This is a genomic window from Streptomyces sp. NPDC048411 (assembly GCF_040704695.1).
GTDB lineage: Bacteria > Actinomycetota > Actinomycetes > Streptomycetales > Streptomycetaceae > Streptomyces.
Map to the genome: position 1 here is coordinate 1 of NZ_JBEZKL010000076.1, position 22091 is coordinate 22091.

A 22091-nucleotide genomic window follows, 5' to 3' on the forward strand; every position below is an offset into this window, starting at 1 on the left:
GTTTCGAAAGTCCCGCCTGGCCCGCCCTACGGGCGGACGACGCTACTTTCGAAACACGCCCTAGCCGCCACCCCCTCGCCGCTCGCATGGCGAGACCCGAAAACGTTTCTGACGCACCCCGCCGTACGGTGGGACGCACCACCTGCACACCAAGGAGAAGACCCAGTGGCCGAGCTGTTCTACGACGACGATGCCGACCTGTCCATCATCCAGGGCCGCAAGGTCGCGGTCATCGGCTACGGCAGCCAGGGCCACGCCCACGCGCTGTCGCTGCGTGACTCGGGTGTCGACGTCCGTGTGGGTCTGCACGAGGGCTCCAAGTCCAAGGCCAAGGCCGAGGAGCAGGGCCTGCGCGTGGTGACCCCGTCTCAGGCCGCCGCCGAGGCCGACGTCATCATGATCCTCGTCCCGGACCCGATCCAGGCCCAGGTCTACGAGGAGTCCATCAAGGACAACCTCAAGGACGGCGACGCGCTGTTCTTCGGCCACGGTCTGAACATCCGGTTCGGCTTCATCAAGCCGCCGGCCAACGTCGACGTCTGCATGGTCGCCCCGAAGGGCCCGGGCCACCTGGTCCGCCGTCAGTACGAGGAGGGCCGCGGCGTTCCGTGCATCGTGGCCGTCGAGCAGGATGCCTCGGGCAACGGCCTGGCGCTCGCCCTCTCGTACGCGAAGGGCATCGGCGGTACCCGCGCCGGCGTCATCAAGACGACCTTCACCGAGGAGACCGAGACCGACCTGTTCGGTGAGCAGGCCGTCCTCTGCGGTGGCACCGCCGCTCTGGTCAAGGCCGGTTTCGAGACCCTGACCGAGGCCGGCTACCAGCCGGAGATCGCGTACTTCGAGTGCCTCCACGAGCTGAAGCTCATCGTCGACCTCATGTACGAGGGCGGCCTGGAGAAGATGCGCTGGTCCATCTCGGAGACCGCCGAGTGGGGCGACTACGTCACCGGCCCGCGGATCATCACGGACGCCACCAAGGCCGAGATGAAGAAGGTCCTCGCCGAGATCCAGGACGGCACCTTCGCCAAGAACTGGATGGCCGAGTACCACAACGGTCTGCCCAAGTACAACGAGTACAAGAAGGCCGACAGCGACCACCTGCTGGAGACCACCGGCCGTGAGCTGCGCAAGCTCATGAGCTGGGTCAACGACGAGGACGCGTAAGTCCTTCGCCGCGGGGCGGGTCTTCGGACCCGCCCCGCGGCGTATCCATCGCAACACCGCTGGAAGAGGCGGCGTCGTACGTGTGTACAAGTCGTCCAGCCCCGTGTGGGTGATCCTTCCAACGGGGCGCAGATTGCGCCCTCGCGGATGACTACACTTCTGCACATACACGCGTCAGGCCCACAGTGTCGTGCGTCTTCCACGCGGCAAGCACCTCCACCGCCTGCGGCCGTCGGGACGGCCGTCCGCACTGGACCTGTGAGGACTCACGTGAGCTCGAAACCTGTCGTACTCATCGCTGAAGAGCTGTCGCCCGCCACGGTTGACGCGCTGGGCCCGGATTTCGACATCCGGCACTGCAACGGCGCGGACCGCGCCGAGCTCCTCCCCGCGATCGCCGATGTCGACGCCATCCTGGTGCGTTCCGCCACCAAGGTCGACGCCGAGGCCATCGCCGCCGCGAAGAGGCTGAAGGTCGTCGCCCGCGCGGGCGTCGGTCTGGACAATGTCGACGTCTCCGCGGCCACCAAGGCCGGCGTGATGGTCGTCAATGCCCCGACCTCCAACATCGTCACCGCCGCCGAGCTGGCCTGCGGTCTGCTGGTCGCCACCGCGCGCAACATCCCCCAGGCCAACACCGCCCTCAAGAAGGGCGAATGGAAGCGCTCCAAGTACACCGGCGTCGAGCTGAGCGAGAAGACCCTCGGTGTCGTCGGCCTCGGCCGCATCGGTGTCCTGGTCGCGCAGCGCATGTCGGCCTTCGGCATGAAGATCGTCGCGTACGACCCCTACGTGCAGCCGGCTCGTGCCGCGCAGATGGGCGTCAAGCTCCTCGCGCTGGACGAGCTGCTCGGAGTCTCCGACTTCATCACCGTGCACCTGCCCAAGACCCCCGAGACGCTCGGCCTGATCGGCGACGAGGCGCTGCACAAGGTGAAGCCCTCGGTGCGGATCGTCAACGCCGCGCGCGGCGGCATCGTCGACGAGGAGGCGCTCGCCTCCGCCCTCAAGGAGGGCCGCGTCGCCGGCGCCGGTCTGGACGTGTACACGAAGGAGCCCTGCACGGACTCCCCGCTGTTCCAGTTCGACCAGGTCGTCTGCACCCCGCACCTCGGTGCCGCCACCGACGAGGCCCAGGAGAAGGCGGGCATCGCGGTCGCTAAGTCCGTGCGCCTCGCGCTTGCCGGTGAGCTCGTGCCCGACGCGGTCAACGTCCAGGGCGGCGTCATCGCCGAGGACGTACGTCCCGGGCTGCCCCTCGCCGAGAAGCTCGGCCGTATCTTCACCGCGCTCGCGGGCGAGGTCGCGGCCCGCCTCGACGTCGAGGTGTACGGCGAGATCACCCAGCACGACGTGAAGGTGCTCGAGCTCTCCGCGCTCAAGGGTGTCTTCGAGGACGTCGTCGACGAGACCGTGTCCTACGTCAACGCCCCGCTCTTCGCACAGGAGCGCGGTGTCGAGGTCCGCCTCACCACCAGCTCCGAGTCGCCGGACCACCGCAATGTGGTGACCGTGCGTGGCACGCTCGCCGACGGCGAGGAGGTCGCGGTCTCCGGCACGCTGGCCGGGCCCAAGCACCTGCAGAAGATCGTCGCGATCGGTGAGCACGATGTGGACCTGGCGCTCGCCGACCACATGGTCGTCCTGAGCTACGAGGACCGTCCCGGCGTCGTCGGCACGGTTGGCAAGATCCTCGGTGAGGCGGGGCTGAACATCGCGGGCATGCAGGTCTCGCGCGCGGACGTGGGCGGCGAGGCGCTGGTCGTGCTCACCGTCGACGACAACGTCCCGCAGACGGTGCTCAGCGAGATCGCCGAGGAGATCGGCGCGACCTCGGCCCGTTCGGTGAACCTCTCCGACTGATTCCGCCGTCTTCTCAGAGACTGTCGGGCGACCTTCCGCCCGATCAGAGGTCACCCGACAGGCTCCCAGCCGCACCCGGCATACAGGCGTCCTGAACGGACGTCTGCAGGCCGGGTGCGCTGCTGTCGTGGGGCGCCGTGAGAGCCCGCCCCACGGCGCCGAGCGCTGTCTGCCGGAGAGGGTTCCGGGACGACACCGCCACCGGCCGGCCCTTCATCAGGCAGAGCAACTCGGTGCGGCGCCCTGCTGAAGCTGGAGGAAGCGGTGTGCAATCGTGTCGCGGCCATGCAGTACCTCCAGGCCACCGCCTCGTTGCGCCGCCCGGTTGTTTCCCGGTACGCACCGTCCAGCTCGGTGATCTCGCCCGCGCGATGACCCAGTTCGTCCTGACGCATCGCCGGCAAGGCGCCCAGCGCCAGGGGCGGCGGCGGGTCCGTCCCCCGCGGGCCCGGCCCGGTCATGCGCGGGACCGGTCAGACGGAGGGCGGCGGAAGGGCCCGGCACAGTGCCTCCAGGGCCGCGCCGTACGCATGGTCCGACGGCGTCGCATAGCCCACGACCAGGCCGTCCTCGGCGGGCATCGTGGCGGCCGGATGCCGGAAGTCGGCGAGTGGGTCCAGAGCGAGCCCCTGCCAGGCCGCGGCCTTGACGGTGGAACGCTCGGTGCCGGGCGGCAGCCGCAGAACGGCGTGCAGACCTGCCGCGATGCCGGTGGGCGTGATGTGCGGGGCGTGTTCGGCGAGCGCGGCGACCAGCTGGTCGCGGCGGCGCCGGTAGTGCTGCCGCATCCGGCGGATGTGCCGGTCGTAGTGGCCGGACTCGATGAACTCGGCGAGCGCGAGCTGGTCCAGGACGCTCGCCCAGCCCTCGCGTTCGCCCTTGGCGGCCAGTACGGCATCGACGAGCTGCTCGGGAAGCACCATCCAGCCCAGCCGGACCGCGGGGGAGAGGCTCTTGCTGACGGAGCCGAGGTGGACGACTCGTTCCGGGGCGAGCCCCTGGAGGGCGCCGACCGGTTCGCGGTCGTAGCGGAACTCCCCGTCGTAGTCGTCCTCCAGGACCAGCCCGCCGCGGGTGCGCGCCCAGTCGACCGTGGCCGTGCGCCGCTGCGGGTGCAGTGGACCGCCCGTCGGGAACTGGTGGGCCGGGGTGAGCAGCACACTCCGCACGCCCGGCAGTCCGGTCAACTCGCCGGTGCGCGCCCCGTGTTCGTCGAGCGCCAGCGGTACCGTACGCACCGAAGCGGCAGCCAGCAGGGAGCGGTGGAAACCGAGCCCGTACGACTCCACCGCCAGCGGTCCGCGCAGCACCCCGCCACCGAACAGCAGTCGCAGCGCGTGCGCGAAGCCGGAGCAGATCACGATCCGTTCGGGCGCACAGCGCACCCCTCGGGCGCGTGCCAGATAGCCGGCCAGCGCCCGGCGCAGCTCGATCCGGCCCTGCGGATCACCGGGCCCGAAGGCGTCGTTCGGTGCCGCGTTCACGGCGCGGCGGGAGGCGGCCAGCCAGGGTGTACGGGGGAAGGAGCCCGCATCCGGCTGGCCCTGCCGGAGGTTGTGCACGGGAGGGGCCGGGCGGGTCGGCGCCTTCTTCGGTACGCGGACCGGGGCCACCGGGGCAGCGCGGTGCGCGACCCGGGTGCCGGAGCCCTGCCGGGCGGTCAGCCAGCCCTCGGCGACCAGCTCGGCATAGGCGTCGGCAACGGTGTTGCGGGCCAGGCCGAGGTCGGCGGCGAGCGAGCGGTAGGGCGGCAGCCGGGTGCCCGAGGCCAGCCTGCCCTCCCGTACGGCGTCCCGCAGTGCGCGGATGAGAACGGTCCGGCGACTGCCGGGACCGGTCAGCTCCAACAGCAGGTCGCTGCCGATCCGTTCCGCCGAATTGACCCATGATTCCGCCATGAAAATGCACCCTACGTGAGGTCGCCCGGCTCCGTAGCGTAGTGGTCATGACGAACAACGACGCAGTCACCCGCACCCCTCGAATCAACTTCGCCAAGGCCGCGCCGAAGGCGTTCAAGGCCCTCATCGGCTTCGACGCCGCCGCCCGCCAGGACCTGGACCCCGCACTCGTCGAGCTGGTCCAGATCAGGTCCTCCCAGCTCAACGGATGCGCGTACTGCCTCCATATGCACACCACGGACGCCCGCAAGGCCGGTGAGAGCGAGGAGCGGCTGCACATGGTCGCCGTCTGGCCGGAGGCCGCGCACTTCTTCACGGAGAAGGAGCAGGCTGCGCTCGCCCTCACCGAGGCCGTCACCCTGGTCTCCAGAGGCGGCGTCCCGGACGAGGTCTACGCCCGCGCGGCCGCCCACTTCGAGGAGGCCGAACTGGCCGGGCTGCTCGCCCTGATCTTCACGATCAACACCTGGAACCGCATCGCGCTGAGCACGGCCAAGGTGGCCGGCACGGACGAGCGGGCAGCGCACTGAGCGCGGCCGGGGCTCAGAGCCTGTCGGGTGACCTCTGAGCGGGCGGCCACGGCGTGGTGCGTACGCTTCCGGCATTTCCGAAATGCCCTAGTAGCTCCTTCCCTGAACTCTCAACTTCGTTCGAGCAGGGGCCCCATCCGAGGTCGTCCCGGCGCCTTGGAATCGCACGCACCACGCCGAGTCCACTCTCCGATCGAAGGTCACCCGACAGGCTCTCAGAGGCGGGCACCCTTCAGCGCCATGTGCAGCAGCAGTCGGTCCTCGCCGTCGTTGAGGTCCAGGCCGGTGAGCTGCTCGACCCGGGACAGCCGGTAGTAGAGCGTCTGACGGTGGACGCCCAGCTCGGCCGCCGTCCGGCTCGCCTGGCCCGCGCAGTCGAGGAACACCTCGGCGGTGCGGGCCAGCTCCGCGTGGGGCGGGGTGAGCAGCGTCCGGACGGTGAGGTCCGGGGCGGTGTCCGTGGTCGGCGGGAGGGAGGTCAGCAGACGGTACGGGCCGATGGCCGACCACTCGGCGACCGGGCCGAGGCGGGACTCCGCGGCCGCCGCGCGGGCCGCGGCCGCGGCCTCGTGCCAGGCCGAGGCCAGCTCCGGCAGGCCTCGGCGGGGGACTCCGATTCCGGCGGTCGCCGTGCGGCCCGCGGTGGTCCGCAGCCGGTCCGCGGCCGTGACAGCCGGGTCGAGCACGTCGGAGGAGCGCAGCCGGACCAGCGCGGCCAGCGACAGGGTGCCCGCGCGCGCCGGTGACGGGACGGTGGACAGCGCCGCAGCCGACGGCACCGTACGGGCCGACGGGGTCTCGTCCGGCCACGGCGTCACACAGACCACCGTGTGCAGGCCGTCCGCGTCCGGGCCCAGCGCCTCCCGGAGTGCGGCGACCGCCATGTCGCGCTGCCACCCCCGCCCGGCGGTGAGCACCGCGCCGAACTCCCGGGACAGGTCCGTGCCGACCCGCGCCTCGTCGGAGAGCAGCGCCCCGATCCGGGCCGCCACGTCCATCGCCGCGGTCAGCTGCTCGTCGGTCGGCCCGGGGTCCGCGTCGAGCAGCCATACGTAACCGAGCACGACACCCCGATGGCGTACCGGCAGACAGATCCGGCCCCGGAACACACCCGCCTCCGGGGCGGCCGGGATCCGGACCGGGCCGGTGGCGCGGGCGATACCGAAGCCCTCGAACCACGCGCGGACCGCCGGGGTGGAGCGCCGGGTCAGGATCGACCGGGTGCGGACCGGATCCATCGCCGTGTCGTCGTCGCTGTCGTGCGCCCCGAAGGCGACCAGGCCGAAGTCCCGGTCCTCCAGCGTGGCGGGGACCCCGAGCAGCGCGGAGATCTCGTCGACCAGCTCCTGGTAATCGCCCTTCACCCGGCCATTCTCGCACCCCCTTCAGACATATGTCTGAGATCCAGTGCATGGATGCGTGACAGCTGTCGATGGCACAGGATCGGGGAGATCCTTAGATTTCACGGTGGTTCTCCGAGCTGTACCGGTCTGATTCAGTTCCTGCCGATACGGCCCTCACACATACCTTTCCGTTGGAGGTGCCCCGTGCTGGCTCCCGTGATTCTCGCTGCGTCGCGCAGTGACAAGATGCGCCGATTCATTTCGGCCGCCCCGGGGACCAAGCAGGTCGTCGACCGGTTCATCGCCGGTGAGACGGTCGAGCAGGTCGTCCCGATCATCAAGGACGCCGCCGGGAAGGGCCTGGAGGTCACCCTCGACGTCGTGGGCGAGGACATCACCACGCCGGAGCAGGCCACCGCCGCACGCGACGCCTACCTGGAGCTGATCGACCGCCTCAAGGACCTCGGCCTGGGCACCAGGGCAGAGATGTCCGTCAAGCTGTCGATGTTCGGCCAGGCGCTGGAGGGCGGCCACGAGATGGCGCTCGCCAACGTCCGCCCCGTCGTCGAGGCCGCCGCGGCGATCGGCACCACGGTCACCCTGGACGCCGAGGACCACACCACCCTCGACTCGATGTTCGCCATCCACGAGGAGCTGCGGAAGGACTACCCGCAGACCGGCTGTGTCATCCAGGCGTACCTGTTCCGCACCGAGGAGGACGCTCGCCGCCTCGCCGCCGCAGGCAGCCGCGTCCGCATCGTGAAGGGCGCCTACAAGGAGCCCGCCTCCGTCGCGTACCAGGACAAGGCCGAGATCGACAAGGCGTACGTCCGCATCCTGAAGATCCTGATGGACGGCGAGGGCTACCCGATGATCGGGTCCCACGACCCGCGGCTGATTGCCATCAGCCAGGAGCTGGCACGCAAGGCCGGGCGCAAGCTGGACGAGTACGAGTTCCAGATGCTGTACGGGATCCGCAGCGACGAGCACGTCCGGCTCGCGGCCGAGGGGCACCGGATGCGCGTCTACACCGCGTACGGCACCGACTGGTACGGCTACTTCATGCGCCGCCTCGCGGAGAAGCCGGCCAACCTGCTGTTCTTCGCCCGCTCCATCCTCACCAAGGGCTGAGCGGTGGCTGTCGGCATTCAGGTGTCAGGACGCATCCTGGATGAGGACAGCCACAACTCTTCGGCCGGCTGCGCCGGACCCAGTTCCCTTTCGTCGCCGAAAGGCCGAACGGAGCTACGGAACTCGTGACTCCGCCCCACTGGGGCTTCTCACTCATCCGCCGAAGCAAGCTCGTGACGGTCAAGCCCTGACCGCTGCTCAACGTACGTCTCCACTTCAGATCCTCTCAGCTGAAGTCAGGGATCCATTCGGAAGAGGTAACTCATGGACGCTGTGACCCAGGTCCCCGCGCCGGTCAACGAGCCGGTTCACTCCTACGCCCCGGGCTCCCCGGAGCGTGCCCGCCTGGAGGCGAAGCTCAAGGAGCTCGCCGAGAACCCGATCGACCTGCCGATGACCATCGGCGGCGAGAAGCGGATGGGCGGCGGCGAGCGCTTCGACGTCGTGCAGCCGCACAACCACAAGGCCGTCATCGGTACCTTCGCCGGCGCCACCGAGCAGGACGCCCAGGACGCGATCGACGCCGCCCTCGCCGCCGCCCCGGCGTGGCGCGCGATGTCCTTCGACGACCGCGCCGCGATCATCCTGCGCGCCGCCGAGCTGCTGTCCGGCCCCTGGCGCGAGACGCTGGCCGCGTCCACGATGCTCGGCCAGTCGAAGACCGCCCAGCAGGCCGAGATCGACACCCCCTGTGAGCTCGTCGACTTCTGGCGCTTCAACGTGCACTACGCGCGCCAGATCCTCGCCGAGCAGCCCCCGGCCAACTCCCCGGGTGTGTGGAACCGCATGGACCACCGCCCGCTGGAGGGCTTCGTCTACGCGATCACACCGTTCAACTTCACGGCCATCGCGGGCAACCTGCCCACCGCCCCCGCCCTCATGGGCAACGTCGTGGTGTGGAAGCCGTCCCCGACGCAGACCCACTCCGCGGTGCTGCTCATGCAGCTCCTGGAGGAGGCCGGCCTGCCCAAGGGCGTCATCAACCTGGTGACCGGTGACGGCATCGCCGTCTCCGAGGTGGCCCTGAACCACCGCGACCTGGCCGGTATCCACTTCACCGGTTCGACCCCCACCTTCCAGCACCTGTGGAAGACGGTCGGCAACAACATCGCCAACTACCGCACCTACCCGCGGCTCGTCGGCGAGACCGGCGGCAAGGACTTCGTCGTTGCCCACCCGTCGGCCGACCACGCCGTCCTGAAGACCGCGCTGACCCGTGGCTCCTTCGAGTTCCAGGGCCAGAAGTGCTCGGCCTCCTCCCGCGCGTACGTTCCGGCCTCCATCTGGAACTCCGGCTTCAAGGAGAAGTTCGCGGCCGAGGTCGACTCCATCACCATGGGTGACGTCACCGACCTGTCGAACTTCATCGGTGCCGTCATCGACGAGCGCTCGTTCGCCAAGAACAAGGCCGCGATCGACCGCGCCAAGTCCGACCCGTCCTGCACGATCATCGCGGGCGGCACGTACGACGACTCGGTGGGCTACTTCGTCCGCCCGACCGTCATCGAGTGCAGCGACCCTTCGAACGAGGTCTTCACGACCGAGTACTTCGGCCCGATCCTCGCCGTGCACGTCTACGAGGACGACGCGTACGACGAGATGCTGGAGCAGATGGAGTCGGTCTCCGACTACGCGCTGACCGGTTCCGTCATCGCGAACGACCGCGCCGCGGCCGCGCACACGATGGAGAAGCTGCGGTACGCCGCGGGCAACTTCTACATCAACGACAAGTCGACCGGTGCCGTCGTCGGCCAGCAGCCCTTCGGTGGCGGCCGCGCCTCGGGCACGAACGACAAGGCGGGCGCCCCGCAGAACCTGCAGCGCTGGACGCTGACCCGCGCCATCAAGGAGACGCTGGTCCCGCCGACCGACTACACCTACCCCCACCAGGGCTGACGCCCTCCGGGACGCCGCCCCACCGGCGTCCCGCCTTGATTCCCGCCTCCCGCCCGGTTCCCCTGCCGGGCGGGAGGCGGTTTCCATGTCGGCCCCCTTTGGCCGCACGGCCGCTCAGTACAGGAACCGCTTCACCACCGCGTCGCCCGAATCCGCGGCCCGCCCGTGGAAGTCCAGCACCCGCCGGCAGTGGTGGCGAAGACATCGCGGACCTCGGGCTCCGGCAGACCCCAGTGCGCGGCGACGCCACCGGCGGCGGCCCGCCACAGCTCGTCGAACGGATGCGTCCTGACTCCCTGGTGGCACAGGTGCCTGAGAGGCTGGGGGACATGACTGAGCCGTTGTGGCACATCGCGCACACCTACGAGCTGACCCCGACCGCCCGCGACGGGATCCGCACCTTCCTCGACACCGCTTTCGAGGGCGACTTCAGCGACGACGACTGGGACCACACCCTGGGCGGCATCCACGCCTACGCACGCGACAGCGGCGGTCTCCTCGCCCACGGCAGTGTCGTCCAGCGCCGGGTGATCCACGCCCACCGCTCGTACCGCATCGGCTTTGTCGAGGGCGTGGCCGTCCGCGCCGACCGGCGCCGCGAGGGGCTCGGCGGCCGGGTGATGGCTGCGCTGGAACGCGTCATCGACGGGGCGTACACGTTCGGCGCGCTGTCCGCCTCCGCCACCGGTGCCGGCCTGTATGCGGCGCGTGGCTGGCAGGTGTGGCAGGGGCGGATCGGCGTGCAGGGGCTGAGCCGGGTGGAGCTGCTGCCGGACGAGGAGGGCAGCACGTACGTCAGAGCGGCGGGCAGCCGCCCACTGCCCTCCCCGTCCCGGATGCTGATCTTCGACTGGCGCGACGGCGACGTGCTCTGATCCCTACAGGGCCCCCGCGTCCTACAGGGCCCCCGCGTCCCGCGCCGTCCACACCGACGGATACAGCGGCCGGAAGCCCAGCTCGTCCCGGGCCCGCAGCGTCGACGTGATTCCGTACCACGGGTCGGGGTCGACCCGGTTCGCAGCCTCGGCCGGCAACTCGACGCCGTTGAGCTGGTGCAGCTCCACCGCCGTCACCGGCGCGTCGTCCGAGAAGTTGTAGCGGCGACCCGCCAGGCCCGGTGCGTACAGCAGCCGCAGCAGTCCCTGCGCGACATCCGCGTGGTGCACCATGGCGAGACGCTGTGTGGCCGCCCACTGCCCGGCCCAGGCCATCGACTGCGCGAGGTGCGGGTCGCCCTCGCCGTACACAAAGGCCAGGACGGCGATCCGGACATCGAGCCCGTGGTCGCGGTGGAGCGCGAGCAGGGCCTTCTCGGCCGCCACCTTGGACTCGGTGTACGCACCCCACAGCTGCCCGCCCGGCACCGGGGCGTCGTCCTCCGTCAGCGGCCTGCCGCGCCCCGCGCCGTACGCGAGGTTCGTGCCGACCTGCACGAACCGCTGCGTGCCCGCCTCCACGGCCGCCCGGCCCAGCGCCACTGCGGCGGCGTGGTTGACCGCCCACGCCTCCTCGTCCGGCACCCCGCGGAACGCCGCTGCGATGTTCACCACCGCGTCCGTTCCGGCCAGCGCCTTCCGCATGTCCTCCGGGTCCCGCAGGTCACCGACGACGACCTCGGCCCCCAGCGCCGCGAAGGGCGTACCCCGCTCCTCGTCCCGCACGATCACCCGCACCGTGTCACCGGCGGCGGCCCGTTGCAGCAGCCGCGGTACGAAACGTCGGCCGACCTCACCCGTGGCACCTGTCACCAGAATCAGCATCATCGGTTCCTCTCGTCGCTTCCGATGTCCATCACCCTGCGACGGGTCGCCGGCCGGCGGGAGAGACGCGGTTATCCCGGGACCGGCACTCCCTGGATACGGATCCGTGCACGGGCCATGCTGGGGACGTGGACCTCGACCGATCGGAACTCGCCGACTTTCTGCGCCGCTGCCGCGCCCGCCTCGAACCGGCCGACGTGGGGCTGACCGCCGGCTCCCGGCGACGCACGCCGGGACTGCGGCGGGAGGAGGTCGCCCATCTCGCCGGTGCCTCCGTGGACCACTACACGCGCCTGGAGCAGGGCCGCGGGTCACGCCCCTCGCGTCAGATGCTCTCCGCGGTGGCCAGGGCGTTGCGGCTGAGCGAGGACGAGCGCGACCACCTTTTCCGGCTGGCAGGGGAGGAGCCGCCGAGCGACCGCCACGGCCCCACCCAGCATGTGCGCCCCGGGTTGTTGATGGTCCTCGACCGCCTGCACGACGCACCCGCCCAGGTCCTGAGCGACCGCGGGGAGGTCCTCGCCCAGAACGCCATGGCCGTGGCGCTGACCGGTGAGCACCAGCCGGGGTACAACATCATCCGGTCGTGGTTCACCGCCCCCGAGGGGCGGGCGCTCTTCCCGGCCGAGGACCACGAGGCGCACTCCCGCACCCATGTCGGTCAGCTCCGCGCGGTGCTCGCTGCCCGCCCCGATGATGTCGCGCTCGTCGCCCTCGTCGATGAACTGCGTGCGGCGAGCGAGGAGTTCGATCTGCTGTGGGCCGAGCACGTGGTCGCCGTGCGGCGCGCCGAGTACAAGCGGTTCGTGCACCCGGTCGTCGGGGAGCTGGACCTGGAATGCGAGGCGCTGCTCAGCGCCGACCACGGACAGGTGCTGGTCATCCACACGGCCCGGCCCGGCACAGACGCGTACGAACGGCTGCAGCTGCTGCGTGTGGTGGGCCTTCAGGACCTGACCGTCGGGCCGTGACCGGTCGGGACCTGATGTCAGGACCGCGTCCGTCAGCCGCTGATGGACGCCTCGCCCGTTTCGATGATGGGCCCGTGTACCCGCGTGACCAGGTGGTGTCCGGGCACGGACGCCATACCGCGGTCGTGCAGTGCGCCGCCAGACGCGGCGGCCGTGAACGTCGTGAAACTCCCTCGAAGGAGTACCCGGCAACGTCGGGATCACGGATCTCGGACCGGAGCGGCCGACCCACGCGTCGGCAATGTCACCACCCCTGAGCAGGCGCAATCCCTCGCCGCCCGGGCTCTGATCCGGAAACCGGGGGCAGCAGGCCGTAAACCCCCGTCTCAGATAGTAGGAAGTCCGAGTAATTGTGGAGACAGACCGGCCGAGCTGTCCTAGCTTTGTAGAAGCCGAACGTCTCGCTAGATCCAGCGACTGGCGGTCGTGAACGCGTGCCCCCATGCAGGCAACCCCTGCGGCATCCGCTCCCCGCCCCTTCCGGCGCCTCGAAATCCCGATCTCGAAATCACGCTCACGTTTTTTCGATCTCGAAATCCTCGCGATCTCAAGGAGTCGATCCACCATGGCCGAGACGACTGTCCGCCGCGTCCGACACACCCACCGCCCGACCGAGTCGGAGCGCCAGAATGCCGCCGCTGCCCTGCAGCGAGCCCTCGACCGCAGGGACAACGGCGGCTCCACCGGCCATTGAGGCCGGTCCGTCCGGCAGTGCTCAGCCGCGGCTGATCTCGAAGTGGTCGATGCGCTCGCCCGACTCGGCGAGCGCGGTGACCTTCATCGCGGCCTGCCGTCCGGGCTGGACCTCCACCGCGAGGAACGAGAAGCCGGTGTAGCGCACCCGCGACCACTCCACGGTCTCGGTCGCCCTGCCGCCGCCCTTGACCACGTGGTAGGTGCCCACGCTCTCCTGGTCCTTGATGTGCCCCTCGTACGTGTCGGGCGCCGGGAAGTTGTACAGCGCCTTGCCCGCGCCGCCCGCCGTGACGTACGCGATGCCGTCCCGCGTCGGGTCGGTGCGCTCGCCGATCGGCACCTTCCGTGCGACCGTGTTCTTCAGTGTCGCGTCGGTGCGCTCGTACACGTGGTTGTGGCCGTTGACGACACGCGTACAACTCCCCATGCGTCCGTATAGTGGACGTGAAATGTCATTGTGTGGGACGGGCAGTAGGGTGCCGACATGACTCGCAGCATCAATCTCGCAGTGGTCCCCGGTGACGGTATCGGCCAGGAGGTCGTGGCTCAGGGCCTCAAGGTCCTCCACGCTGTCCTCCCGCAGGATGTGAAGCTGGAGACCAAGGAATACGACTTCGGTGCCAAGCGTTACCACGCGACCGGTGAGACCCTCACCGACGCCGATGTCCAGGCGCTCAAGCAGCACGACGCGATCCTCCTCGGCGCGATCGGTGACCCCTCGGTCCCGTCCGGAGTTCTGGAGCGCGGCTTCCTGCTGAAGCTCCGTTTCCTCTTCGACCACCATGTGAACCTGCGGCCGTCGAAGCTCCTCCCGGGTGTCGCGACCCCCCTCAAGGGGCAGCCGGAGATCGACTTCGTCGTGGTCCGCGAGGGCACCGAGGGTCCGTACACCGGCAACGGTGGCTCGATCCGCACCGGCACCCCGCACGAGGTCGCCACCGAGGTTTCGGTCAACACCGCCTTCGGTGTCGAGCGCGTGGTCCGTGATGCCTTCGCCCGCGCCCAGGCCCGCCCGCGCAAGAAGCTGACGCTGGTCCACAAGAACAACGTGCTGACCTACGCCGGGCACCTGTGGACCAACATCTTCAACAAGGTCGCGGCCGAGTTCCCGGACGTCACCACCGATTACCTGCACGTGGACGCGGCGACGATCTTCCTCGTCACGCAGCCCGAGCGCTTCGACGTGATCGTCACCGACAACCTCTTCGGCGACATCATCACCGACCTCGCCGCGGCCGTCTCCGGCGGCATCGGCGTCGCGGCCTCGGGGAACATCAACCCGAGCGGCGAGTTCCCTTCGATGTTCGAGCCGGTCCACGGATCCGCCCCGGACATCGCGGGACAGGGCAAGGCCGACCCCACGGCCACGGTGCTCTCCGTCGCCCTCCTGCTGCGCCACCTGGGCTACGAGGCTGAGGCCGTGCGCATCGAGGAGGCCGTCTCCGCCGACCTCGCGGAGCGCGGAGACACCCCTCGTACGACCTCGGAAATCGGTGACGCGCTCGCGGTACGCGTAGCGAGCTGACCCGACGACTCCACTTCGAAGCCGCCGGGTCGCCACCGCACCCGGCGGCTTCTCCTGTGTGGTCCCGGGTGCCACCATCGAACCCTGGATCGCATTCACGTCATTTCGTGCACGGGTCCCCGCGAGAGATAATCGAACGGGCCGTGGCTTGCGGTAAAGCTCGGACGTCCCAGCACCTGTCTGACAGGAGCCGGCGTGAGCGCGGTCCATCACACACAAAACCGGTGAAGGACACGCACATGACGACGCCCACGATCGAGCTCAAGCCCTCTTCGACCCCGCTGTCCGACGCCGAGCGCGAGGCGATCCTGGCCAACCCCGGATTCGGCCGCTACTTCACCGATCACATGGTGATCATCAAGTGGACCGAAGGCCGCGGCTGGCACGACGGCCAGCTCGTTCCCTACGGCCCGCTGTCGATCGACCCCGCCACCAACGTCCTGCACTACGCGCAGGAGATCTTCGAGGGGCTCAAGGCCTACCGCCAGCCCGACGGCTCGGTGGCCAGCTTCCGCCCCGAGGCCAACGCCAAGCGCTTCCAGCATTCCGCACGCCGGCTCGCCATGCCGGAGCTCCCGGTCGAGACGTTCATCGAGGCGTGCGACGCGCTCGTCCAGCAGGACAAGGCATGGGTTCCGGCCCACGGCGGCGAGGAGTCGCTCTACCTGCGCCCGTTCATGATCGGGTCCGAGGTGGGCCTCGGTGTGAAGCCCGCCAACGAGTACCTCTTCATCGTCATCGCCTCGCCCGCCGGCGCGTACTTCGCCGGTGGCGTCAAGCCGGTCTCGATCTGGCTCTCCGAGGACCGCGTCCGCGCTGTCCCCGGCGGCATGGGCGACGCCAAGACCGGCGGCAACTACGCGGCGTCCCTCCTTGCCCAGGCCGAGGCCTCCGCGAAGGGCTGCGACCAGGTCGCCTATCTCGACGCCGTGGAGCACAAGTGGGTCGAGGAACTCGGCGGCATGAACCTGTACTTCGTGTACGGGAACAAGATCATCACCCCGTCCCTGACCGGCTCCCTGCTCGCCGGCGTCACCCGTGACTCGCTGCTCCAGGTCGCCCGCGACCTCGGCTACGAGTCCGAGGAGGGCCGCGTCTCCATCGACCAGTGGCGCGCCGACACCGAGAACGGCACCCTCACCGAGGTCTTCGCCTGCGGCACCGCCGCCGTCATCACCCCTGTCGGCATCGTCAAGTCCGCGGGCGGCGAGTGGACCCAGAGCGAGGGCGAGCCCGGCAAGGTCACGCTGAAGCTGCGCGAGCGCCTGCTGGACATCCAGCGCGGCGTCGCCGAGGACACGCACGGCTGGATGCACCCGCTCGGCTGAGCCACGGTCCCGTACAGCGACGTCCCGTACCGCGACGCCCGCCCCGGCAGCAGCCGGGGCGGGCGTCGTCGTTCCTGTTCAGGACTCGGCGGACGGCTGCGCCTCCGTCTCGGCCGACACCGTGGGGTCCGTGCGCCTGCCGCGCGTCAGCGCCGTGTACGCGACACCGCCCACCAGGCCCGACAGCAGGAAGCTGCAGTCCACCCCGCCGGTCAAAGAGAGCAGCGGACCCTCGTACGAGGGCAGCGAGACGGCGGAGAGGCCCACTGCGGCGCCAAGGGCCCAGGAGGCCGTGGCGGGCAGGTTCCAGCCGGCCGTGTACCAGTAGGCGCCGCCGCGCGAGCGCCGGTTGAAGACTTGGAGGGCCTCCGAGTCGTAGACACCGCGACATCGGACGAAGCCGATCAGGGTGATCACCGCCCACGGGGTGCCGATGGCGGTCAGCAGCAGGACGAACGACGTCATCGCCGATTCGGCGTCCCAGGCGTAGTGCCCGACGAAGACGCACGCCGTGGCGACGCCCGCGACCGCGAAGGTGGCCCGGGGGCGCGAGGCGCGCGGCAGGATCGCATCCAGATCGAGGCCCATGGAGTACAGCATCAGGCCCGCGTTGCCGACCGAACCGGCGGAGGCGGCGAGCAGCAGCGGGATCAGGTACCAGGTGGGGGAGGCGTCGACGAGCGCTCCCGCATAGTCGAGGGCCGCCCGGGAGGCGTACGCCGTGAACGTACCGAAGAGCTGCGGAACGAGCAGGCCGATCAGCAGGCCGATCCAGCTTGCGCGCAGCACGATCCGGGAGGAGTAACGGGCGGGGGAGATGTACCGCGTGTAGTCGCCGAGCAGGGTGATGAACGCGATCGGGCCGCTCAGTCCTGCCGCGACCATGGCCAGCAGCCAGGTCGGCCAGAAGGATCCGAGCAGATAGCCGCCGGTGCCGGGCAATGCGGCGGTGGTGAAGTGCGGGGCGTACGCGACGACGCCCAGGATCAGCAGCGCGCTCATCGCGACGGCGAGGATGCGGGAGAGACGCAGCAGCATCCGGTAGCCGTAGACCGCGCCGGTCACGGTGGCGGCGGCGAGCAGGGCGTACACGACCGCGTACGAGATACCTCCGGTCGGCAGCCCGAAGAGGCGATGCATGGCGCCCACCATCGCGTCGCCGCCGATCCAGACGGTCAGCGCCGTGTAGCCGAGGGCGAGCAGCAGGCCGACGATCGAGCCGACCAGACGGCCGCGCACACCGAACTGGGCGCCGGAGGACGTGGAGAGGTTGGTTCCGGTGCGCAGCGAGACCAGGGCGAGCGGCGCCGTCAGCAGGGTGCCGAGCAGGGTGCCCGCGACGATCGAGCTCACCGAGGCCCACCAGCCCAGGCCGAATGAGACCGGGAGCCAGCCGAAGACGATCACGCCCAGGCAGAGGTTGGATCCCAGCAGGATCGAGACGAGGTCGCGCGGGGCGCTGGTGCGCTCCGCCTCCGGGATGGTGTCGACTCCGCGCTGTTCTATCGGCATGAGGCCGCCCCTGACGTTCGACATTTTGAGTGCCGCTCTATGTGAGCCTAAGTACAGCTCCCAGTCAATGGTTCTCAGACGGGTAATTCTTGATTAGAGTGGTGTTCAAATTGGAGGTGCACTGACGTGCGACTTACCCCTACCGAGCGAGATCGGCTCCTGCTCTTCGGTGCCGCCGAACTGGCGCGAGCCCGCCGTGCTCGCGGGCTGAAGCTCAATGTCCCCGAGGCGACCGCTCTCATCGCGGACACCGTCTGCGAGGCGGCCCGCGACGGCCGTCGGCTCGCCGAGGCCATCGAGGCGGCCCGCAACGTGCTCGGCCCCGACGATGTGCTGCCCGGTGTGGCGGACGTGGTGACCGAGGTGATGGTCGAGGCCGTCTTCGACGACGGCTCCCGGCTCGCGGTCGTCTCCGACCCGATCGGCGGAGGCTCCCTCGGCGACGCCGCCCCCGGCGCGGTGCTGCCGGGACCGGCCCATGAGGAGCCGGAGCCGGAGGTGCGCATCGTCGTGCGGAACACCGCGGCCGTCCCGGTCAGCGTCACCTCGCACTTCCACTTCTTCGAGGCCAACCCCCGCCTCGACTTCGACCGCGCCGCCGCCTACGGCATGCGGCTGAGCGTCCCGGCCGGGTCCTCCGCCCGCTTCGACGTGGGCAGCGAGAGCGAGGTCGGCCTCGTCCCCATCGGCGGCGACCGCATCGCCATCGGCTTCGCCGGCCTCGTCGACGGCCCGCTGGACGCGCCGGGCGCCAAGGAGGAGGCCCTGCGCAGGGCAGTGGCCTGCGGATACCTGGGTGCCGACCAGTCCGACCAGAAAGGAGCTGAGGGATGACCACCATCGACCCTCGTGACTACGCCGCCGTACACGGCCCCCGTGCCGGTGACCGGGTCGTCCTCGGCGACTCCGGCCTCGTCGTACGCGTCGAGTCCGACGCCCAGAAGCCCGGCGAGGAGTTCCTGGCCGGCTTCGGCAAGACCGCCCGCGACGGACTGCACCTGAAGGCCGCCGCGGTCCGCGAGACCTGCGACGTCGTCATCAGCAACGTCCTGGTGATCGACGCGGTGCAGGGAATCCGCAAGGTGTCCATCGGCATCCGGGAAGGCCGGATCCACGCGATCGGCCGGGCCGGCAACCCCGACACCCTCGACGGCGTCGACGTCGTCGTCGGTACCGGCACCTCGATCGTCTCCGGCGAGGGCATGATCGCCACCGCCGGCGCCATCGACACCCATGTGCATGTGCTGTCGCCGCGCATCATGGAGGCGTCGCTCAGCTCCGGCGTCACCACGATCATCGGCCAGGAGTTCGGCCCGGTCTGGGGCGTCGGCGTCAACTCGCCCTGGGCCCTGAACCACGCCTTCAACGCCTTCGACGCCTGGCCCGTCAACATCGGCTTCCTCGGCCGCGGCTCCTCCTCGCACGGCGCGCCCCTGGTCGAGGCCCTCGCCGAGGGCGGAGCCCTGGGCTTCAAGGTCCACGAGGACATGGGCGCGCACACCCGTGCCCTGGACACCGCCCTGCGGGTCGCCGAGGAGCACGACGTCCAGGTCGCCCTGCACAGCGACGGCCTCAACGAGTGCCTCTCGGTCGAGGACACCCTGCGCGTCCTCGACGGCCGTACGATCCACGCCTTCCACATCGAGGGCTGCGGCGGCGGGCACGTACCGAACGTGCTCAAGATGGCGGGCGTGCCGAATGTCATCGGCTCGTCCACCAACCCCACCCTGCCTTTCGGCCGGGACGCGGTCGCCGAGCACTACGGAATGATCGTCTCCGTCCACGACCTGAAGACGGATCTGCCCGGCGACGCCGCCATGGCCCGCGACCGTATCCGCGCGGGCACGATGGGCGCCGAGGACGTCCTGCACGACCTGGGTGCGATCGGCATCACGTCCTCCGATGCCCAGGGCATGGGCCGGGCCGGCGAGACCGTGCGCCGCACCTTCGCCATGGCCGGGAAGATGAAGTCCGAGCTCGGGCCCCTGGCCGGCGACGGCGAGCACGACGACAACGCACGTGTGCTGCGCTACATGGCCAAGCTCACCATCAACCCGGCCATCGCCCACGGCCTCTCCCACGAGATCGGCTCGATCGAGGCCGGCAAGCTCGCCGACATCGTGCTGTGGCGTCCGGAGTACTTCGGCGCCAAGCCGCAGCTGGTGCTGAAGTCCGGCTTCCCCGCCTGGGGCGTCACCGGCGACCCCAACGCCGCCACCGACACCTGCGAGCCGCTCGTCCTCGGCCCGCAGCTCGGCGGCCACGGCGCCACCGCCGCCGACATCTCGGTCGCGTTCGTCGCAGGCGCCGCACTCGAGCAGGGCAACGACCGGATGCCCACGCGCCGCCGTCGGGTCGCTGTCCGCGGCACCCGTGGCATCGGCCCCGCCGACCTGATGCTCAACTCCCGCATCGGAGACGTCCAGGTCGACGGCCGCACCGGCCTCGTCTCCCTCGACGGTGACCCGATTCGCTCCGAGCCCGCCGAATCCGTCTCCCTCAACCGCCTGTACTTCCTGTGAGGACCCCCCCGCATGAGTAGCACCCCCGTCGCCGATGGCTTCCGCATGCCCGCCGAGTGGGCTCCGCACGAGCGCACCTGGATGGCCTGGCCCAGCCTCAACGCCACCTTCACCGACGCCGAGGAACTGGACTCGGCCCGCACCGCCTGGGCCGAGGTCGCCCGCACCATCCGGCGCTTCGAGCCGGTCACCGTGGTCGTCGGCCCCGGCGAGACCGACAACGCCCGTACGTACCTCGGTGACGGGATCGACATCGTCGAGCGCGAGCTGAACGACGCCTGGATGCGCGACATCGGCCCCACCTTCGTCACCGACGGTACCGAACTGCGCGCGGTCGACTGGATCTTCAACGGCTGGGGCGCCCAGGACTGGGCCAGCTGGGAGCACGACTCCAAGATCGCGGCGCATGTCGCCGATCGGGCGGGCGTGGCCTCGTACGCTTCGAAGCTCGTGAACGAGGGCGGCGGCATCCACGTCGACGGCGAGGGCACGGTCCTGCTGACCGAGACCGTCCAGCTCGGCCCGGAGCGCAACCCGCACTGGACCAAGGAGGAGGTCGAGGCCGAGATCCACGCCCACCTCGGTACCACCAAGGCCATCTGGCTACCGCGCGGCCTGACCGCGGACTACGGCACATACGGCACCCTGGGCCACGTCGACATCGTCGCCTCCTTCGCTCGTCCCGGTACGGTCCTGGTCCACACCCAGCCCGACCCGGACCACCCCGACCACGAGGTCTGCAAGGAGATCGCCGCCTTCCTGCGCACCCGGACGGATGCCAAGGGCCGCACCCTGGAGGTCATCGAGGTGGCCGCACCGACCGTCCTGACGGAGGACGGCGACTGGGTCGACTACTCGTACATCAACCACTACATCTGCAACGGCGGCGTGGTGCTGTGCGGCTTCGGCGACGCCGAGCGCGACGAGAACGCGGCGGTGATCTTCCGCGGCCTCTTCCCGGACCGCGAGGTGACGTCGGTCGACGCCCGCCCGATCTTCGCCAACGGCGGCGGCATCCACTGCATCACCCAGCAGCAGCCGCGCGTCTGACATCACCCACCACCCCCACGACACACCGCCGGGGCCGGACAGGATCCTCACCCCGTCCGGCCCCGGCAGTGCTGTACCACCTGCCCGTATGCTGAGATCCCCGCCGACCACGGAGAATCCCATGCCCGAGCCCGCCCGCACCACGCGGCGGCGGAACGCCGCCCCGCCGCGGGAGACCGTGCTGGCCGCCGCGATGGAGAACATCGCCCAGCACGGGCTGGAGAAGCTCACCATGGCGGGCCTCGGCCGCGAGGTCGGCATGAGCAGCGGGCACCTGCTCTACTACTTCCGCACCAAGGACGAGCTGCTGCTCCAGACGCTGGAGTGGAGCGAGGAACAGCTCGGGGCGCAGCGCCGCTCCGCCCTCGCCCGCCAGGTCCCGGTCCGCGAGCGTCTCGACTCGTACATCGATCTGTACGTCGCGGACGGCCCCCGCGATCCGCACTGGACGCTCTGGCTGGAGCTGTGGAACCGGGCCCACGGGGTCGACGAGGAGTCCCGCAACCGCCTCCTCGATATCGAGCTCTCCTGGCACCGCGACCTGGTCGCCCTCCTTGTCGAAGGAGCCTCCCGCGACGAGCTGCGCGCGGTCGACGCGGACAGGTACGCCACCCGGATACGGGCCCTGCTGGACGGCTTCAGCACCCATGTGGCGATGGGTCTACCCGGTTCCGATCGATCCCAAGTCCTCGCCCACATCGGCGAGTTCATCGACGAGACGCTCGGTTGAATGTCGTGGCGGACGCCTGGCGGCCGGTCGACATCGTCGCCGCCGATCGGGTGCGGCGGACGGTCCGTACCGAAGCCGTCGTTCCCCCGGCCGTGAACGAAGCGTACGTAAGTACGCGCGATCGTTGCCCCGTGCACGGTTGTTACGTTCCGGGCCGGTGAGGCACGGT

At 70.1% G+C, this 22091-nt stretch carries 18 protein-coding genes and 1 pseudogene; 14 read left to right on the forward strand and 5 right to left on the reverse strand.

Going from position 1 to position 22091, the window contains the following annotated elements:
* Positions 1-165 precede the first annotated feature (165 nt).
* Together ilvC and serA are read left to right on the forward strand one after the other, a co-directional pair.
* Complete coding sequence (gene ilvC / locus AB0915_RS24445) at positions 166-1167, forward strand: ketol-acid reductoisomerase (RefSeq protein WP_366693106.1); 1002 nt, start codon at positions 166-168, stop codon at positions 1165-1167.
* Positions 1168-1437: 270 nt separating this feature from the next.
* Positions 1438-3030: a phosphoglycerate dehydrogenase gene (gene serA / locus AB0915_RS24450; protein ID WP_366693107.1), complete on the forward strand. Its 1593-nt coding sequence runs from the start codon at positions 1438-1440 to the stop codon at positions 3028-3030.
* A 473-nt stretch (positions 3031-3503) separates the two neighbouring features.
* Here the strand turns inward: serA and AB0915_RS24455 are convergent, their stop codons facing one another.
* The gene (locus tag AB0915_RS24455) at positions 3504-4928 is read right to left on the reverse strand and encodes a PLP-dependent aminotransferase family protein (protein WP_366693108.1); all 1425 of its coding nucleotides are present in this window, start codon (positions 4926-4928) and stop codon (positions 3504-3506) included.
* Positions 4929-4975: 47 nt separating this feature from the next.
* Between AB0915_RS24455 and AB0915_RS24460 the strand changes: the two genes are divergently transcribed.
* Positions 4976-5458: a carboxymuconolactone decarboxylase family protein gene (locus tag AB0915_RS24460; RefSeq protein ID WP_358862170.1), complete on the forward strand. Its 483-nt coding sequence runs from the start codon at positions 4976-4978 to the stop codon at positions 5456-5458.
* A 215-nt stretch (positions 5459-5673) separates the two neighbouring features.
* Here the strand turns inward: AB0915_RS24460 and AB0915_RS24465 are convergent, their stop codons facing one another.
* Positions 5674-6822, reverse strand: a complete 1149-nt coding sequence (locus AB0915_RS24465; protein WP_366693109.1) for a helix-turn-helix domain-containing protein — start codon at positions 6820-6822, stop codon at positions 5674-5676.
* 183 nt (positions 6823-7005) lie between these two features.
* Here AB0915_RS24465 and AB0915_RS24470 point away from each other — a divergent pair, with 183 nt between their 5' ends.
* The 3 genes from AB0915_RS24470 to AB0915_RS24480 all read left to right on the forward strand — a co-directional run bounded on the left by AB0915_RS24470 (position 7006) and on the right by AB0915_RS24480 (position 10703).
* Positions 7006-7932 (forward strand): proline dehydrogenase family protein, encoded by a 927-nt coding sequence (locus AB0915_RS24470; protein WP_345510173.1) that lies wholly within the window; start codon positions 7006-7008, stop codon positions 7930-7932.
* Positions 7933-8196: 264 nt separating this feature from the next.
* Positions 8197-9828, forward strand: a complete 1632-nt coding sequence (gene pruA / locus AB0915_RS24475; RefSeq protein ID WP_366693110.1) for an L-glutamate gamma-semialdehyde dehydrogenase — start codon at positions 8197-8199, stop codon at positions 9826-9828.
* Positions 9829-10157: 329 nt separating this feature from the next.
* The gene (locus AB0915_RS24480) at positions 10158-10703 is read left to right on the forward strand and encodes a GNAT family N-acetyltransferase (RefSeq protein WP_366693111.1); all 546 of its coding nucleotides are present in this window, start codon (positions 10158-10160) and stop codon (positions 10701-10703) included.
* A 21-nt stretch (positions 10704-10724) separates the two neighbouring features.
* On the opposite strand, the gene AB0915_RS24485 is transcribed toward AB0915_RS24480, so the two are convergent.
* The gene (locus tag AB0915_RS24485; RefSeq protein WP_366693126.1) at positions 10725-11588 is read right to left on the reverse strand and encodes an NAD(P)-dependent oxidoreductase; all 864 of its coding nucleotides are present in this window, start codon (positions 11586-11588) and stop codon (positions 10725-10727) included.
* 128 nt (positions 11589-11716) lie between these two features.
* Here AB0915_RS24485 and AB0915_RS24490 point away from each other — a divergent pair, with 128 nt between their 5' ends.
* Together AB0915_RS24490 and AB0915_RS24495 are read left to right on the forward strand one after the other, a co-directional pair.
* A complete protein-coding gene (locus AB0915_RS24490) occupies positions 11717-12559 on the forward strand; it encodes a helix-turn-helix transcriptional regulator (protein WP_366693112.1) in 843 nt (280 codons plus the stop codon).
* Between the two features lie 565 nt (positions 12560-13124).
* Entirely contained in the window at positions 13125-13253 is a 129-nt protein-coding gene (locus AB0915_RS24495; protein ID WP_093772350.1) for a hypothetical protein, read from the forward strand.
* A gap of 21 nt (positions 13254-13274) precedes the next feature.
* On the opposite strand, the pseudogene AB0915_RS24500 reads toward AB0915_RS24495, so the two are convergent.
* Positions 13275-13664 (reverse strand): annotated as a pseudogene (locus AB0915_RS24500) (phosphoesterase); the annotation flags it as partial.
* A 75-nt stretch (positions 13665-13739) separates the two neighbouring features.
* Here AB0915_RS24500 and AB0915_RS24505 point away from each other — a divergent pair.
* The gene (locus AB0915_RS24505) at positions 13740-14780 is read left to right on the forward strand and encodes a 3-isopropylmalate dehydrogenase (RefSeq protein ID WP_366693113.1); all 1041 of its coding nucleotides are present in this window, start codon (positions 13740-13742) and stop codon (positions 14778-14780) included.
* Between the two features lie 239 nt (positions 14781-15019).
* On the forward strand, positions 15020-16108 hold the full coding sequence (locus AB0915_RS24510) for a branched-chain amino acid aminotransferase (RefSeq protein ID WP_366693114.1): 1089 nt from the start codon (positions 15020-15022) through the stop codon (positions 16106-16108).
* 78 nt (positions 16109-16186) lie between these two features.
* Here the strand turns inward: AB0915_RS24510 and AB0915_RS24515 are convergent, their stop codons facing one another.
* Positions 16187-17620 carry a cytosine permease gene (locus tag AB0915_RS24515; RefSeq protein ID WP_366693115.1) on the reverse strand — a complete coding sequence of 478 codons (1434 nt, stop codon included), beginning with the start codon at positions 17618-17620 and terminating at the stop codon, positions 16187-16189.
* 126 nt (positions 17621-17746) lie between these two features.
* Here AB0915_RS24515 and ureA point away from each other — a divergent pair, with 126 nt between their 5' ends.
* The 4 genes from ureA (at position 17747) to AB0915_RS24535 (ending at position 21922) form a co-directional block, all read left to right on the forward strand.
* Positions 17747-18454: an urease subunit gamma gene (ureA, locus tag AB0915_RS24520; RefSeq protein WP_366693116.1), complete on the forward strand. Its 708-nt coding sequence runs from the start codon at positions 17747-17749 to the stop codon at positions 18452-18454.
* Positions 18451-20142 carry an urease subunit alpha gene (locus AB0915_RS24525; protein WP_366693117.1) on the forward strand — a complete coding sequence of 564 codons (1692 nt, stop codon included), beginning with the start codon at positions 18451-18453 and terminating at the stop codon, positions 20140-20142. The genes ureA and AB0915_RS24525 overlap by 4 nt, the downstream gene beginning before the upstream one ends.
* 12 nt (positions 20143-20154) lie before the next feature.
* Positions 20155-21192 (forward strand): agmatine deiminase family protein, encoded by a 1038-nt coding sequence (locus AB0915_RS24530; protein WP_366693118.1) that lies wholly within the window; start codon positions 20155-20157, stop codon positions 21190-21192.
* Between the two features lie 121 nt (positions 21193-21313).
* Positions 21314-21922 carry a TetR/AcrR family transcriptional regulator gene (locus AB0915_RS24535; RefSeq protein WP_366693119.1) on the forward strand — a complete coding sequence of 203 codons (609 nt, stop codon included), beginning with the start codon at positions 21314-21316 and terminating at the stop codon, positions 21920-21922.
* The last annotated feature ends 169 nt before the right edge of the window (positions 21923-22091 follow it).